A 15,766-nucleotide genomic window follows, 5' to 3' on the forward strand; every position below is an offset into this window, starting at 1 on the left:
GGACCCGGAGTGAAGCCCATGACCACGGAAGCCCTGCCGGTAGCGGCCAAGCATCTGCTGACCGAGAGCACCAGGGTGCAGCTGCGCCCACGTTACGAGGGCTCCAACATCTGCACCTGGATCGGGTTCAAGCACGTCAACTACCTGGTCGAGGAAGCGGTCCTGGAGCACTTCCGCTGTGCCGGACTCCCCGCTCGCGGCCTCTACGAGGAGCACGGCCTCGGTGTCGACCTCGTCGACCTGGACACCCGTATCCTGCACGCCCTCCACATGGACGACTCCGTGGACGCCGAGGTCGTGCCCGCGACGCGGGAGGGCGACACGACCCTCCGATTCCGCGTCACGCTGACCCTGGAGCGCGACGGCCGGCGCGTCAAGGCGGCCACCTCCACGGTGCGGGTCTCCCTTCGGACAGCCGAAGGACCCGGCGCGTACGCGCAGCCGCCTTCCCCCCTCATGCCCTACACCGTCCCGGTCCTGGGCCGGCACGAGTCCGCACCCGGCCCCGGCGGTCACGCCGCCCAGTCCGTCGGGACCGCGCCCGTCACCGGGCAGGGTCCGCATGCGGGCGACGGTCTGCTGGAGCAGCTCACCGCGGGGGAGAACGCCTTCGGCTGGAAGTGGCGCATCCCCTATCCGTACTGCCACTTCAGCGAGCGGCTCCAGATGTCCGGGTATCTGCGCCTGATGGAGGAGGTCGTCGATCTCTTCCTCGCGGACCGGGATATCTCCATCAGGCAGCTCCTCGAAGACCGGCGCTGGATTCCCGTCGTGCCGCACTCGCGGATCCAGATCCTCGACGAAGTGCTGATGGAAGAGGACCTCTACACGGTCTACACCGTTGAGGAGGTCTTCAAGAATCTGACGTACACCGCCCGCATGGAGTGCTACGCCCTCCGCGAAGGACACCTGGTGCGAACCGCGGCGGGCCGGATCACGCACGGCTACGCCGTCATCGACAGCCGTCGGGACTGGAGCCTCGTCGAGTTCGACGACCGTGTCGTACGTGCCCTCAGCGGCCCCGTACGGGCAGACGGGCTTCGCTCATGAACGAGTTTCTGCTGATCGAGAGCAGCGGACCGCAGTTCGGGTGCAGTGCCGAACGGTTCGTGGGCGATGCGTGCCGCCTGCTGCGCGAAGGCGCCGATGTCGCCCTGCTGCTCATCGAGGACGGAGTGGTCGGCTCGGTTCCCGCGCTGACGCCTGGAGTCGAGGACTATCTCCGGCTCGGAGGCGAGCTGTGGGCGGACGCCTTCAGCCTGCACCAGCGCGGCGTGGCCCCCGAGGACGTGGTCAGCGGCGCGCGGGTCGTCGGGATGGAGGACGTGGCGGAACGACTGATGCGAGCGGGCGTGCAGGCGGTGTGGCACTGAGATGGCATGGCGGGTTCCACGGACAGACGTGCTGATAAAACTGCTCGGCGCACCGCACCAGACCGAGCTGGTCACCAGCGCACTGCGGCTCACCCAGGCGCTCCTCGACCGCGGCGCCAAGGTCCAGATCTGGACTTGCGGCGATGCCACCACGCTGACCAGCACTGCGCTCGGCGACAGCAAGCCGCTCGACCTCACGGACCCGGATGCCGACCACCCCTCGACCGCCCTGCTCGTCCGCGAGTTGCTGGCCGCCCATCCGGACGCCCTGTACTGGTATGCCTGCCGCTTCTGCTGCGCGGACCGCGGAGCCGGGGAACAGATATCCGAGGTGCGTGAGCGGCCCCCGGCCCGGTTCTGGGCGCATGTGGAGGCTTCGGAGAAGGTCCTGGCCATGGGGGTGTGCTGAACGGTGGACAGCACGGGCAACACCCTCCTCGTCATCGAGCGGGCCCACCGGGGCGCGGTGGAGTCACAGTTCGCGAACACGCTCTACTTCGCCCGGGAACTGCACCGGCAGAGCGGCGGCGTCGACGTCCTGCTCCGCGGTCTCGCCGCGAGCTTCGCCGTACGCACCGGATTCCGGCCCGCCCTGAGGATCGCGGCCCGGAAGCTCGACACCCTGCCCCACCCACAGCGCTCGCTGCACAGGCTGATCGAGGACGGCGCCGCAGTGTGGGTCGAGGAACCGGACCTCGCCGCGCTCGGCCCCGGCGCCCGCGAGCGGCTCCTGCCCGGCGTGCGCACCGTCGCCCGGCACGCCGTCACGGCCCGTTGGCCCACGTATCGACGGATCTGGTTCTTCTGAATGCCCGGTACATCGAAGGAGGAGCGCACCGGTATGACCCCCGCAACCACCGGCAGCCCCGTGATCTCCGCCTGGTCGGCCGTATCCCCTTGGGGCCTGCACCGCGACGCGTTCACGGCCGGACTGACCTCCGGCCGTCGCGCTGTGGCCCCCCTGGACCCCGAAGAGTGGGACGTGCCCTTCCACGCGGCCGGCCTCGTCCCGGACTTCGACGTACGGGCCGTGCTCGGCCGCAAGGGGACACGCTCGATGGACCGGATCACCGGCATGGCCGTCTCCGCGGTCGGACAGCTCCTGACGGACGACTCGGAAGAGCGCCTGGACGGAGTGGGGGACAGCACCGGCCTCGCTCTGGGCACCAGCATGGGAAGTGCGCAGAGCATGATGGACTTCACCAGGGACTCGCTCACCAGTTCCCGCCCCTATCTGGTGGACCCGGCACGGTTCCCCAACACTGTGATGAACTGTGCAGCCGGCCAGTCGGCCATCTGGCACCGGCTCAGGGGCCCCAACGCGACCGTCGCCGGAGGCAGGGCCACCGGCCTGCTCTCCCTGCGTTACGCGCTGCGGCTGTGCAAGGCCGGCCGGGCCCCGGCCATGCTGTGTGGCGCGGTCGAGGAGTTCTCCCGCGCCCGTGCCTGGCTGGAATGGCACGCCCGCCGGGACACCGCCCGCCGGGACACCGCTGACACTGCGGCTGCGGTCGGCGTACCCGCAGACCGGGTGCTCGGCGAGGGCGCGGCGATGTGGCTGCTCGAGCATCCCGAGGATGCCGCAGCCCACGGCCGGCGAACCATTGCCACCCCTCTCGGCCTGGAGTTCGGCTTCGCCCGCGACGAGCGGGAGATCCGGCCGGCCCTCGTCGCATGTGTCCGACGGCTTCTCGAGGGCACCGGGGTGGAAGCGGACGCGGTCACAGCGGTGGCCGGGTCACAGCCTCGCGGTTGCGAGGGGGACGCGGAACGCGCCGCTCTCGTGGAGGTCTTCGGGGACCACCGTCCCCGGGACATCGGCTGCGCCGAGGCCATCGGTGACACCTGCGCCGCCTCCGCGGCCTTTCAGATCACCTCAGTGCTGGCGCTGGCCGGGGCGAGGACGGTGGAGGGATCCGTTCTGGTCACCTCCGTCGAGTCGGACGGGGTCGTCGGTGCGGCGCTGCTTCGCCTGCCAGGAGACGGCCAGGGCGCACATTGATCCGCCGGGCTGCCCGGTTCCCCATCCCCACCAGGCGAAAGGCTTTCCACAATGCGCGAGAAGCAGACGAAGGTCCCGGACCGCGAAGAAGTGCGGCGCATCGTGGCCGACGTACTCGACATCGATCCGTCCGATGTGACGGACGACGCCCAGTTCACCGCGGACCTGGGCGGTGACTCCTTGCTGGCCCTGGAAGTCATCGTGATGCTCGAGAAGAAGTACGGGGTGAAGTTCGACGAGTCCGAGCTCCAGATGCTCCGCACACTCTCCGAGACCCACGATCTGCTGACCGCGAAGCTGGCGGCCGCCTGATGCCCCGGCTGCCGGGACACCCCGTCGCGGGCGCCGTGGAGGTCGGCACCGCGTCCGGCGGCACGCGGCAGGTTCATCTGACGGTCTCCCCCGAGGAGTCGGTGTTCGCGGGCCACTACCCGGGCTTTCGTGTCTTTCCGGGCGTGTGCCTCCTCGACTTCGTGTATCGCGGTGGGTTGGCCGTCGTCCCGGAACCGGAGCGCCCATGGCGGCTCGACGCGGTCGAGAAGGCGCGGTTCTTCAAGCCTGTCCTGCCTGGAGACCGGCTCACCGCCGATCTCAGCTGGCAACGGTGGGAGGAGGGCTGGCGGTGCGCCGCCGAGGTCTCGACCGCCCATGGAACCGTCGCCCGAATCAGGATCAGCCTGCGCGAGGGGAGGAGCACATGAGGAGCCCTCAGATCGGCCCTCAGATCGGACCCGGCGGGATCAAGCAACTGCTTCCGCACCGCCATCCGGTCCTGCTCATCGACCGCATCCTGGACATGACACCGGGGGAGTGGCTGACTGCGCTGAAGGCGATCACCTGCGACGAGCCCTGGTACGAGGGGCTTCCCGACGATGCGGACGACGGTGCCTACAGCTACCCCGCGGCACTGCTCCTCGAGTCGTGGTGCCAGTCGGCGGCCGCCCTCATGGCCGCCGGGGAGTCGCATCAGGAAACCCCGGCCGCCGGTGACCTGCTGTTCGCCGGGATGTCGCGGGTGCGCTTCACCGGCACCGTCCGGCCCGGCGACGCCGTGGTCCATCAGGCGCGGGTGACCCGAGCGTTCGAGGACACCGTCGCCTTCGAAGGGGAGAGCAGGGTGAACGGGGCCACCGTCCTGGAGGTGGGCCAGGTCCTGATCGCCCGCCGCCCGGCATCGGATCCGGCGGGAGCGGTCGCCCCGGCCGGGCGGGAAAGGAGCCGCACATGACCGCACCGTCTCCGCGTCCGGTCGCCCTGGTGACAGGCGGTACGCGCGGCATCGGCCGGGCTGTCGTCCGTCGGCTTGCGGCCGACGGCCATGACGTGGCGTTCTGTTACGCCTCGGACCAGGCAGGCGCGAACACGCTGACCAAGGAAGTCGACGAGTCGGGAGGGCGCGCCCTTGCCTGCCGCGCCGATGTCTCGCGGGCGGATGAAGCAGGTTCCTTCGTGAAGCGCGCGCAGGCGGAGCTCGGCCCGCTCGACCTCGTGGTCACCTCCGCCGGAATCGTCCGCGACGGTCCGCTGCTGACGATGAGCGACGAGGACTGGCGGACAGTCCTGGCGACCAACCTCGACGGCACCTATCACATCTGCCGTGCGGCGGTCTTCGAGATGATGAAGCGCAGGCGCGGCTGCGTGGTGAACATCTCTTCCGTCGCCGGAGTGCACGGGCACGCCTCGCAGACCAACTACTGCGCCTCCAAGGCCGGGATCATCGGCTTCACGAAGGCGCTCGCCAAGGAAGTCGGACCGTACGGCATACGCGCCAACGTGATCGCCCCCGGCTTCATCGAGACCGACATGGTCGCCGACCTGCCCGTCCGTGCCCGGGAAGACGCGGTCGGGAGCATCCCGCTGGGCCGCTTCGGTGCGCCGGAAGAGGTGGCCGACATGGTCGCCTACGTGTCCACCGCCGCGTATGTGACCGGCAGCGTGCTCCACATCGACGGCGGCATCGTCCTCTGAGAGAAGGTGTGTTCCATGGCCTCCTCGCAGCAGGCCGTCCCGCGCTTCTACTTCTCCCTGCGCAGTCCTTACTCCTGGCTGGCGTACCGCCGTCTGACGGAACAGCATCCCGAAGTGGCGGCGTCCGTGGAGTGGCGGCCCTTCTTCGAGCCCGATGCGCGCAGCGCCGCCCTGCTCCGCGAAGCCGGAGGCCGCTTCCCGTACACCGACATGTCCCGGGCCAAGCACCTCTACATCCTTCAGGATGTCCGGCGCTGCGCCCACAACGCCGGGCTCACCCCGGTGTGGCCGGTGGACCGCGAACCGGTGTGGGAGGTGCCGCACCTCGCGTACCTCGCCGCGCTGGACGAGGGCCGCGGGCCGGAATTCATCCGGCGGTTCTACGAGCTGCGTTGGGAGGAGGGCCGCGATATCTGTGACCGTGCCGTCGTCGCTGAGGCGGCTGCCGGGCTCGGTCTGCCCGCCGACCGGCTGGCGACGGCGGCCGACGATTCCGGTCTGCGCGCTCGCGGGGTCGAAGCGCTGCTCGCGGTCGACCGGGACGGGGTGTTCGGCGTCCCCTTCTTCGTTCATGGACGCGACAAGTACTGGGGCCTGGACCGACTGGACGCCTTCGTGGCGTCCGTGCTCGGCGCCCGGCCGCACGATCCGGGCCCGCCGCCACCGGAGATGGCCCTTGCCACCGACGGCGACCAGGGCCACGCCGGCGGCTGCGGCTGACCGCCGCCTTCCGCTCTACCGCCGCCTTCCGCCCTACTGCCGCCTTCCGCCCTACCGTCGCAGCGACTCAGACAGGTGGACCGACTGATGCATCAGATCAACCTCAGCCCCGCCGTGGCCGTGGACCGATGGGCCCGGACATCCGGGGACACCACGGCCGTGTGGTACGAGGACATACCGGTCAACTACGGCCGGTTCGCCGCCGACGTGCGGTCCCTGGCCGACGTGTTGGCACACGGAGGCGTCCGCGCCGGTGACCGCGTGGCCTGGCTCGGCCGTAACAGCGAACTGTTGCTGCGCACCGCGCTGGCGGCAGCACACCTGGGGGCGATCTTCGTGCCGCTGAACTTCCGGCTCACTCCGCCGGAGTTGGCGGCACTGCTCCGGGACTCCGGCACTCACACACTTCTCGCAGAGGCCGAGTACACGGATGTCCTCGCCTCCGTGCTCCCCACCCTGCCCGTGCGCCGGCACCTCCTCGTCGACACGGATCTGCGGGCCCCCTCGCCCGCGAAAGCTCCCGCCCCGTGGCAGCACCTGTCCACCGCCGCAGTACCCGACCAGGGGCGCCCGCCCGCGACCGTGCGCCCCGACGACGCCGCGCTGATCATCTATACCTCCGGTACCACGGGACGCCCCAAGGGAGTGGTCCTGACCTACGGAAACCTGTGGTGGCACGATGTCGCCACCACAGCCGTCATCGAGTCAAGGCTGCGCGACACCGCGCTGGTGCTCGCTCCCATGTTCCACGTCGCGGGGCTGACCGGATTCACCCTGGGCACCCTCGTCCACGGCGGTACGGTCGTGGTCCGGCGGGCCTTCGACGCGCAGCAGGCCCTCACGGACCTGGCCGCCCACCGGGCGGTGAACGTCATCGCTGTGCCGGCCATGTTCTCCGCCATCGCCCGTTCCCCGGGCTTCGCGGAGGCCGACCTGTGCAGCCTGCGCACCGCCCTCGTCGGCGGAGCACCCGTGCCGTCCCAGCTCGTGCGCGACTACGCGGCCCGCGGCCTCACCCTCCAGCAGGCGTGGGGGCTCACCGAGACTGCTCCGCTGGCCGCCTGCCTGCCCGCCGAACTGGTCGACACCCACCCCGACTCGGTCGGATATCCGCTGCCGTACACAGAGATCAAACTCGTCGACCCGGCCACGGGCCGGGAGGTCACCGAGCCCGGGGGGCCCGCCGAACTCCTCGTGCGCGGCCCGAACGTGTTCCGTGAGTACTGGAACGATCCGGAGGCCACCCGGCTCGCGAAGGACGAGGCGGGCTGGTTCCGCTCCGGCGACATCGGGCAGCGCGACGAGGGCGGACTGCTGTACATAGTCGACCGCCGGAAGGACGTCATCATCAGCGGTGGTGAGAACGTCTATCCCGCCGAGATCGAGCGCGTTCTGGCCGAGTACCCGGGAGTTCGGGAGGTCGCCGTGCTCGGCGCGCCGCACCCCGTGTGGGAGGAGACACCGGTCGTGGTCCTGTGCCAGGACGGTCCCGGCAAGGCGACCCTGCAGGAGCTGCGGGGCTTCGCCGGCGACCGGCTGGCGCGCTACAAGCTCCCTACGGCCGTTCACCACTTGCCGAGGCTCCCGCGGGGCGGCAGCGGAAAGGTGGACAAGTCCGCGCTGCGGGAGTGGCTGCGTACCCGGACGGAGGGCGCGAACGCGGCAGCTGACGGTGATGTGGGATAGACGTCACCCCTTCAGCCGGTGACGCAGTTCACCCAGGTGCTGCCGGGCGACACCGCGCAGAATTCCGTAACTGCGCTCCTCCTGTTCCGGATTGATGCCGAGCAGCCTGTTGTGCTGCATGTGCAGCAGTCCGCGCAGAGCGATGCCGGTGACCCGCTCCTGTTCCGATCCGAGCAACGCGCTTCCGTACCGGCGGAGAGCGTCGGCCTCCGTCCAGACGGGCCGCATGCCGGGAACTGCCCAGGTATCCAGGAACGACCCCAGAACGTTCCCGGGACGGATCAGCCGCATGGCCTCCGTGGAGTTCTCCCGGTAGAACGACCTGGATTTCTCGTTCTTCGGGTACGCCTGTGCCACCCACTCCCACCAGGGCCAAGCGCCCAGCGCTTCAAGGAGGACGCCGTAGTTGGCTGCTGCGAGCATCTCGGGGGAGCAATCGATGCCGCCCCGCCTGCGGGACCTGAGCTGGCAGATTGCCGACCAGCTGTCCTGCGCGAAGACCTCCTCGGCCAGCGGCATCAGCCCCGCTCCGCCGTATCGGTGCACTTCCGGGGCATAGCCGGCGAGCACGAAGTCGCGTATCAGGCGCTCACGGCGAAGGCGCCGCATCGCGTCGTGCAGGGCGCCGAGGACGGGGCCGTGCAACTCAGCTTCCGGTCCGTGCATCCGCAGGCGGAGATGGGGATCCGGGTCGCGATAGCGGATGAAGAACCACCGGTCGACGGAGTCGGCGACCTCCGTGATGAGTCCGGGCAGCGCTTCGGCGATCAGCTCGTCATGGGCCCATTCCGGGGCGTAGATCTTCCCGTGCAGCCACTCGCCGCCCGGCAGGGCCTCCGGGCGGGCGCATGCCGGGACACGGCTGATCAGGGCCGGGGCCGGGCGCTGGATCGTCGCACGCCGCGCGAGGCCGACGACGACTTCATGAGCATGCAGGTCCGTCCAGCCGAACACCGACGGGTCGGCGGTCAGGCTCTCGCTGATGCGGACCCGGCGGCCCTGGATCTCACGCCGCAGCACCGCCTGGTGAAGCGAGTTGTCCAGGTCGAGCGAGCAGTACTCGTCCCCGAGCGAAATGTCGATGCGGCGGGGTACATCCCACTCGGCCCGCCAGCGGCGCAGCTCCCCACGCCATGTCTCCCAGGCGAGCTTCGGGTCCAGCAGCCTCTCCGACGGCCTCCACTGCGCCGGCTTCACGATCACTTTGCCGTAACGCACCCTTGGCAGATACGGCATGCTCTCCAAGTGGCCCCAGCTCCAGGTGGACCACGCGGGAAATCCACCGGCCGACACGTCGACGAGGAAGCGGACGATGCACGGCGCGATGCGCTCGAGGTCGAGGACGTGTGGGGCGACGGGCACCACCTCACGGCCACTCTCCCCGTGGATGAGCCGCAGCGCTTTCCCGTCCGACACGACGGCCAGCGTGCGCCAGTCGAGAGTGGCCGAACCGTCGTCATCCCTGAGCACACCGACGGGCATCCGATGGGTCAGCAGCCGGGGAACCTGAGCGACGTTGAGCGCACCCGGGTAGCTGGGATCGAAGTCCAACTGGACGTACAGCGGCCCGTCGTCCCCGTGGGTGCCCATCAGCTGCTGCAACTCGTCCGCGATACCCAACGCGTCGGCGAAACGGCCCGCTGTCGCGCCCGCCGTCCGCGACCCCGTGTAGCGGGAGAAGAGCAGTTCGAAGTCGCCGCGGTCCAGATCCTCCGTACTGTGCGAGAGGATCTGGACGCAGAGCTCCAACGAGGCCGGCGAGGCGGAAGCGGGAGCCTCGCGGAGGGACTCGAAGCGGCTCACGACTTCCTCCGTGACCGATACTTCCCGGCTACCGGTTCTGACGGCCTGGACGTACAGCTCGTTCAACAAGGCATCACGGCCGGTACCGGGCGGCGTCCGCTCAGGTGCCCCACCGTCTTCGTAGGCAGCCGGATAACCCAGGCCGCGGACGGGATCGATCAGCTCCACGACGGACACCGGGACCTGTATCCCGTAGCGTTCGGTGAACTCGCGTGCGTAGTCGTCCATATGGCGCGCACCGTTCTCCTGGGGACCCATGCGCCACATGGCTTCCGCAAACTCCTCCAGGCACGTCCCCACCGTTCGCGGAACCTGGATATCCGCGTCCAGCAGCAGATCGGCCTGCACGGCCTGACGGGGGTGCCGGTGCACGTCCTGCAAGAGCCCGGAGACCTTGGTGAGCTGCGGAAGCCCCCGGCCGACCGGTGTGGCGGCGTACTCCGCAAGGGCCGCGTGGGTCTGCAGGGCGACGTCCTCGGCGGAGCCTGCCAAGACCGTCCGCAGAGCCTGCCCGGCCATGTTCCTCGGCACCATCGTCGTGATCAGGAAGCCGTTCCGGATCAGGGTTCGTACCAACTCCTCCACAGCGGACGGTGATGCGGGCGGCTCCGTCGAACCGGCGACGCAGCGGATCACCTCGGACACCTCCCGGGCGGTCCTGGTGAGCGCGCAGATACGGTCGACCGCCTCGCTCCGCACGATCGAGACCTGGTTCACCCTCCCCTTGCCGCCGCTGGTGGTTCTGGCCCACGGACAGAGCAGTTCGTTGCCGTGTTCCGTGCACAGATCGTTGAGGGCCACCGCGAATCCGCTCAGCCTTCCCCCGGACAGGATCAGGTCCTCGGCAGCTCCGGTCAGCCAGCCCGCGTCCGGCCGTACACGCTTCTGGTGACCCGTTCCCAACTTGGCGTGTGTGCCGTCACCGACCCTGGCCTTGGCCACCCCCGCAAAGATCCCGAACGGAGTCGGCCGCCCCGAGATCCTCATCGCGTACTTGGTGACCGAGAGCGCCGTCCGCATGAGCCGCTTCCTGCTCGGCAGTTCACCGCGGCGAATCCGGTTCAAGGAGCCGGAAAGCCCCTCACTGGAGAGCGCGATGCCCTCTGCCAGTACCGGATCACTGGCGATCCTGTTGATGTACTCCGCTATATCGGTGTCGGCGGCTTCATCGATGTCACGCCCCTGCCAGGACGTGTAGAGGTAATCCTGGTCATCGCGTGCCGCTACGGTGGCCATCCGGAACAATGCCGCTTCCAACGCGGAAAAAGCAGGCACGATAAGTCTTTCCTCCTGGCGTTTCCGGCGGACACTGCCATGCCTCCGGCCCCCTTCGGAAAGCGTCTCGAGAAGACGGGCCGGCCGCAAGAGGAGGCCGTGACCGCAAGATGCCATACCGAGAACGGAGGTGAATCAGGCGACTTTCCCCGGCCGCCGGAACTGACACCTTGCTGCCATCCGCTGTCCCTGCGTCCCAACCGTACGTTACGTTTCCCGAGTGCCCGTTTTCCCGGCCGCCCCCTGCGCACGTCCTCGCTGAACTCGGACCAAATACAGGAGAAAGCATGCTGATACCTGAAGGTCTCTTCGCCGAGTCCGAAGACCGCACGGAAGATGACTTCCGGATCGATGTGAGGGTCATCGAGTCGGTCGAGACGTTTGACGGCCCCCTGTCCCCGACCGGCACGTCCGGCGGCCCCAGTTGGTGCAACTGCTTCTGAGGGACCGACCCTGTTTGTTCATCGGCCCCCCCGCTGAGGACGGAACGATGGAATCCGAGCAGTACACACACCCACTGGCCGTCCTCGGCGCCGGGGTGATGGGCACGAGCATCGCGGCTACCGCCATCGGGCACGGCATCCCCGTATGTCTCATCGACCTCGATGACGCCACGCTGGACCGGGCGCGCACCCGGGTCGCCCAGGACCTACGCCACGCACAGCTGCTGGAGGCGCTGCCGGCCGGACGCCGCACCGGCACCCTCACCACCACGACGTCCTTCGACGAGGCCAAGGACGCGACGGCCGTCATCGAAGCGGTCACCGAAGTGCTCGAGGTGAAGCGGAAAGTCCTGACACGCGCCTCGGAGGTGGTCCGGCCAGGGACACCACTGATCTCGAACACTTCGGGCTTCCCCATCGGTGAACTCGCCGATGGCATACCGCGCGCCGAGGACCTGGTCGGCACGCACTTCATGAACCCCAGCTACCTCATCACCATGGTGGAGTTCATTCCGGGACCACTCACGTCCGAGCGCACCCTGACGGCCGCTCACCGTCTCCTCGAGGCTCTGGGCCGCCGGCCGGTCGTCGTGGGGGACACCCCCGGCTTCGTCACCAGCCGCCTCCTCCACCCCATGATCAACACTGCTGTGCGACTCGTTGCCGAGGGGACAGCCACCGCCCACACCGCAGACCTCCTGATGCAAGGATGCCTGGGCCACCCCACCGGTCCGCTTCGCACCGCCGATCTCATCGGCCTGGACAACCTTGTGGACTCGCTCAACACCCTCCACGAGCGCACGGGTGACCCCTCCTGCCTGCCCTGCGACCTGTTGGTCGCAAAGGTCGCCGCAGGAGAACTGGGCCGAAAGTCGGGCCGCGGTTTCTACCGGTACGACGAGAACGGCATCGAGCTGCCCTAGGGGAGACGCGCCCCGAAGGGGCGCGGGGAACTGCGCGAACAGCCATAACGAACCCGCAGCCTGCTGCGGCCGGGAAGGGGCAACCCCCTAGCCAGAACACGGGAGTGACCGGCAATATCCGCCGGATACCGCCCTCACACGGCTCTCCGCGGCTTCGCTTACGCGGGCGCCCGGAACGGAACCGCGTCCGCGTCGTCGAAGCGACGCCGCGAGCTGCTCGCAAAAAGGAAGCAGGCACCAACCTCCACCGTAGTTCGGCCGGATCCATGGGCGTGCTCGAATTCAGCGGTTGCACCTTTAGGACAGGCCACTAGTGCTCTCCTGGAATGGGTGACGCGATGTGCATCGTGGGGCAGCATATGCGTGACGCTGGCTTCCGTTAATCGCTGATCGAGCATGTCCGGCGACTGCGCCAATGGTCATCATCGCAAGGTATCGACGCATCACTACCTGGAGCGAGAATGAGCAGTGAAGCAACGACAGACGTACTGGTAATCGGCGCCGGACCCGCGGGTTTGACACTCGCCAACTACCTGTCCCTCCAGGGCGTATCGGTGCGCCTGCTGGAGCGTGCTCCTGGGCCGCCTGAGCGGCTGTCGAGTTCGGTACACGGCCCGGGGTCCGAAGTCATGCAGCGCATGGGTTCGCTGGGGAATCTGCCCAACGAGACGCCCATGCTCACCAACGCCACCGCTCACTTGGGGCGGCAGCCGATCAGGTTGCGCTACACCACGCCGGGGAAGGTCAACCTGGCTCCGCCGATGCTCATCAACCAGGGCAAGATCGAGGCAGCCCTGCGGGAGTACTGGGCCGACCGCGACGGAGCCGTGGAGTGGAGCAGTGTCCTGGTCGACATCGAACAGGATGCGGACAGTGTGACCGCTGTGCTGAGCAGCGGTGACCGGGTTCGCGCGAGCTGGCTGGTCGGCTGTGACGGGCCCGACAGCATGGTCCGAAAGGCGGCCGGCATCAGCTCCATCGGCCGTAGCAGCCGCTACCTGATGGTCGACGCGCACGTCAACTGGGATCTCGACCGGAACGGACTGACAGGCTGGCTCCACCCGGACGGAAAGGTCGGGGTCATGCCCATGGTCGACCCCGACGGGGCCAACAACCTGTGGCGCATCCTGGCGCTCGACCCGGAGCAGGGGACGGAGAAGCCCGACGAAGACGAGATCGTCTCCCGGGTGCGCACCGTGCTGGCTGAACGCTCCCCCTATGGCGGAGTGGAGTTCCTCGACACCACGACCAAGCTCACATTCACCGGGCAAGGCCGGATCGTGGAGAACTACCGCGAAGGCCGAGTGCTGGTAGCCGGTGACGCGGCCCACCCGCACGTCCCGTTCGGCGGACCTGCTATTCACACGGGAATGGGCGACTCGGAGAACCTCGCCTGGAAACTCGCACTCATCATCCACGGTAAGGCCGGCGAGGCACTGCTGGAGACGTACCAGGACGAGCGGCGTCCTATCGCGGAGGAAATAGTCCTCGGCAAGTCGGCACCCAGTCAGATCGAGAAGATGCGCAATCCGCTGGTGCGCGTCCTGCGCGACCATGTCGTGGCACCGATCGTCAAGACTCCCGGGTTCGATCAGCTGACCACGTTCTCGCATTCGAAGCTGTGGGAGACCTATCGGGGCGGACCACTGGGCGGCGGCTCTCGGTTCGGCGCGAAACCGCAGCCCGGCGACACCGTGGGCGACCTCGAATGCGTGCGGTCGTCGGACCGCAGCCGTACCCGGTTGTACGAGCAGTTCCACGGCCGGTGGGTGCTGCTCGTGCCGAAGGGCGGAGCCGATCCCTGCGTCGACGTGGTGCGGCAGCACCTGGACGATGACCGTTTCGTGGTCCTGGAACGCAAGGCGGCTCAGTCGTCGAGCAAGAAGGACCGCGCCGTGGCCGGTGAGGTGTGGCTGATACGTCCGGACGGCCACCTGGCATGGCGTGGTGAACCCGAGTCGCCGGGCCTCGACCAGTGGCTGGAAGGCATGCTGAGGTACGGCCGGACGAACAAGTGAGGCGGCGCGCAGGCAGTCCTGCCGAGCTTCGTTGAGGACGCCGCATACCCGGGAGGTCTCCGCGGGCCCCGGCCCGCGGAGACCTCCCGCCTACCGGACCGTCACCCGCGCGGACCGTCACCCACGACGACACCAGGTGCCCGCCCGCGTTTCCGCGATTGTTCGCAACGGGAGAAGCGTTGATGACAAACACCCGGGAAATTCCTACGGTTGACGGCTCCCGGCTGACTGGTTCCATGAACGCACTTCGCCGCGATCCCCTGGCCACCTACCTACGGGCTCGGCGTGACCATGGCGACGTCGTGCGGTTCAGCGTCGGGCCGCCCGGCCTGCGGCAGGAGATTTTCGCGGTCTTCTCGGCAGAGGGGGCCCAGCAACTCCTGGCCCGCTCCGTGGGATTCCGTAAGGAGGACTCCTTCTACGACGAGATCCGCAATCTCTTCGGGAACGGCCTCTTGACCAGCCAGGACGATGATTACGTTCGCCAGCGTCGGCTCATTCAGCCGCTGTTCACCCGCCGCAAAGTCAACCTCTACGCCGACACGATGTGCGAGGAGGTGCTGCGCATGCTGGCCCAGTGGAAGGACCCGGACCACAGCACCATCGACATCGCACACGAAATGACGCGGCTGACGCAACGCATCACGATGCGCGTGCTGTTCGGTGGCGCGAGCAAGGAGGCCGGCGAGGTCGTCGACCGATGCTTTCCGGTACTGGGCGCCTACATGCTCAGGCGGGCCTTTGCGCCGCTGTCCATCCCGCGGAACTGGCCCACACCGGCCAACCGCAGAGCAACGGCCGCGCGCCGAGAGCTGTATGACGTGTGCGACCGGATCATCCGTGAGCGTGCCGCGCTGGGGAGCGACAACGACCTCCTGGGTCTCCTGCTGGAAGCAGACGACAGCACCGGCGATCGGCTCTCCAGCGAGGAGGTCCGGGACCAGGTGCTGGTCTTCTTCCTCGCCGGACATGAGACCACTGCGACAGCGACGAAGTTCGCGCTGCATTTGCTCGCCCGCACCCCGGACGTGCAAGCGCGTGCCCGGGACGAGATCGACCGGGTGCTGGGGTCACGTACGCCCGGGGTCGAGGACTTCGACCGGCTCGAGTACGTCCAGATGGTGCTCAAGGAGGCCATGCGGCTGTATCCCTCGGCCCCAGGCATCACGAGGCGGTCAACGGCGGATATCGAGATTGCCGGCCACCTGATTCCCGCTGGGGCGACCGTTTTCCTCAGCCCGTGGGTGACCCACCGGCACCCGGCCTACTGGAAGGACCCCGAGGTCTTCGCGCCTGAGCGGTTCGCGCCCGGGGAGGAAGCCGACCGGCCACGCTACGCGTGGTTCCCCTTCGGTGGCGGCCCCCGTGCCTGCATCGGCCAGTACTTCGGGATGCTGGAGAGCGTTCTCGCCGTCTCCGCGATCCTTCAGAAGTACGAACTGGAAGCGGTGGACACCGAAGTTCGGCTCGTCCAGAAGATGCTCCTCCAAACCGAGGGACCGATCAGGTGCCGGGTCATTCCACGATGAACGGGAGCTGGGGCTCGAGGTGCGTC

16 protein-coding genes are annotated in these 15,766 nt (G+C 68.4%); 15 read left to right on the forward strand and 1 reads right to left on the reverse strand.

Annotated elements, in window-relative coordinates; translation table 11 throughout:
* The first annotated feature begins 18 nt into the window (after positions 1 to 18).
* The 11 genes from ACTWQF_RS07965 to ACTWQF_RS08015 all read left to right on the forward strand — a co-directional run bounded on the left by ACTWQF_RS07965 (position 19) and on the right by ACTWQF_RS08015 (position 7,749).
* Positions 19 to 1,050 (forward strand): hypothetical protein, encoded by a 1,032-nt coding sequence (locus ACTWQF_RS07965; RefSeq protein WP_443278446.1) that lies wholly within the window; start codon positions 19 to 21, stop codon positions 1,048 to 1,050.
* Positions 1,047 to 1,373, forward strand: a complete 327-nt coding sequence (locus ACTWQF_RS07970; protein ID WP_443278447.1) for a hypothetical protein — start codon at positions 1,047 to 1,049, stop codon at positions 1,371 to 1,373. The genes ACTWQF_RS07965 and ACTWQF_RS07970 overlap by 4 nt, the downstream gene beginning before the upstream one ends.
* 28 nt (positions 1,374 to 1,401) lie before the next feature.
* A complete protein-coding gene (locus ACTWQF_RS07975; RefSeq protein ID WP_443278448.1) occupies positions 1,402 to 1,782 on the forward strand; it encodes a hypothetical protein in 381 nt (126 codons plus the stop codon).
* 3 nt (positions 1,783 to 1,785) lie between these two features.
* Entirely contained in the window at positions 1,786 to 2,181 is a 396-nt protein-coding gene (locus ACTWQF_RS07980) for a hypothetical protein (RefSeq protein WP_443278449.1), read from the forward strand.
* 33 nt (positions 2,182 to 2,214) lie between these two features.
* Positions 2,215 to 3,375: a beta-ketoacyl synthase N-terminal-like domain-containing protein gene (locus tag ACTWQF_RS07985; RefSeq protein ID WP_443278450.1), complete on the forward strand. Its 1,161-nt coding sequence runs from the start codon at positions 2,215 to 2,217 to the stop codon at positions 3,373 to 3,375.
* Positions 3,376 to 3,426: 51 nt separating this feature from the next.
* On the forward strand, positions 3,427 to 3,687 hold the full coding sequence (locus tag ACTWQF_RS07990; protein ID WP_443278451.1) for an acyl carrier protein: 261 nt from the start codon (positions 3,427 to 3,429) through the stop codon (positions 3,685 to 3,687).
* Complete coding sequence (locus tag ACTWQF_RS07995) at positions 3,687 to 4,076, forward strand: 3-hydroxyacyl-ACP dehydratase FabZ family protein (RefSeq protein WP_443278452.1); 390 nt, start codon at positions 3,687 to 3,689, stop codon at positions 4,074 to 4,076. The genes ACTWQF_RS07990 and ACTWQF_RS07995 overlap by 1 nt, the downstream gene beginning before the upstream one ends.
* Positions 4,073 to 4,603 (forward strand): 3-hydroxyacyl-ACP dehydratase FabZ family protein, encoded by a 531-nt coding sequence (locus ACTWQF_RS08000; protein ID WP_443278453.1) that lies wholly within the window; start codon positions 4,073 to 4,075, stop codon positions 4,601 to 4,603. The genes ACTWQF_RS07995 and ACTWQF_RS08000 overlap by 4 nt, the downstream gene beginning before the upstream one ends.
* Positions 4,600 to 5,343, forward strand: coding sequence for a 3-oxoacyl-ACP reductase FabG (gene fabG / locus ACTWQF_RS08005; protein WP_443278454.1), 744 nt, complete (start codon positions 4,600 to 4,602; stop codon positions 5,341 to 5,343). The genes ACTWQF_RS08000 and fabG overlap by 4 nt, the downstream gene beginning before the upstream one ends.
* Positions 5,344 to 5,358: 15 nt before the next feature.
* Positions 5,359 to 6,063 (forward strand): 2-hydroxychromene-2-carboxylate isomerase, encoded by a 705-nt coding sequence (locus ACTWQF_RS08010; protein ID WP_443278455.1) that lies wholly within the window; start codon positions 5,359 to 5,361, stop codon positions 6,061 to 6,063.
* A gap of 87 nt (positions 6,064 to 6,150) precedes the next feature.
* Positions 6,151 to 7,749 carry an AMP-binding protein gene (locus ACTWQF_RS08015; RefSeq protein WP_443278456.1) on the forward strand — a complete coding sequence of 533 codons (1,599 nt, stop codon included), beginning with the start codon at positions 6,151 to 6,153 and terminating at the stop codon, positions 7,747 to 7,749.
* 3 nt (positions 7,750 to 7,752) lie between these two features.
* Here ACTWQF_RS08015 and ACTWQF_RS08020 read toward each other — a convergent pair whose 3' ends face one another.
* The gene (locus ACTWQF_RS08020) at positions 7,753 to 10,827 is read right to left on the reverse strand and encodes a lantibiotic dehydratase (protein WP_443278457.1); all 3,075 of its coding nucleotides are present in this window, start codon (positions 10,825 to 10,827) and stop codon (positions 7,753 to 7,755) included.
* Between the two features lie 287 nt (positions 10,828 to 11,114).
* On the opposite strand from ACTWQF_RS08020, the gene ACTWQF_RS08025 reads away from it, so the two are divergent.
* From ACTWQF_RS08025 to ACTWQF_RS08040, 4 genes are all read left to right on the forward strand, one after another.
* Positions 11,115 to 11,270 carry a hypothetical protein gene (locus ACTWQF_RS08025; RefSeq protein WP_443278458.1) on the forward strand — a complete coding sequence of 52 codons (156 nt, stop codon included), beginning with the start codon at positions 11,115 to 11,117 and terminating at the stop codon, positions 11,268 to 11,270.
* Positions 11,271 to 11,317: 47 nt separating this feature from the next.
* Positions 11,318 to 12,193, forward strand: a complete 876-nt coding sequence (locus ACTWQF_RS08030; protein ID WP_443278459.1) for a 3-hydroxyacyl-CoA dehydrogenase family protein — start codon at positions 11,318 to 11,320, stop codon at positions 12,191 to 12,193.
* Positions 12,194 to 12,654: 461 nt separating this feature from the next.
* Positions 12,655 to 14,211, forward strand: a complete 1,557-nt coding sequence (locus ACTWQF_RS08035; protein WP_443278460.1) for an FAD-dependent monooxygenase — start codon at positions 12,655 to 12,657, stop codon at positions 14,209 to 14,211.
* Positions 14,212 to 14,447: 236 nt separating this feature from the next.
* A complete protein-coding gene (locus ACTWQF_RS08040; protein ID WP_443278461.1) occupies positions 14,448 to 15,740 on the forward strand; it encodes a cytochrome P450 in 1,293 nt (430 codons plus the stop codon).
* Positions 15,741 to 15,766: the final 26 nt, after the last annotated feature.

The sequence above is a fragment of the Streptomyces sp. 8N114 genome (assembly GCF_052245835.1).
Taxonomy (GTDB): Bacteria; Actinomycetota; Actinomycetes; order Streptomycetales; family Streptomycetaceae; genus Streptomyces.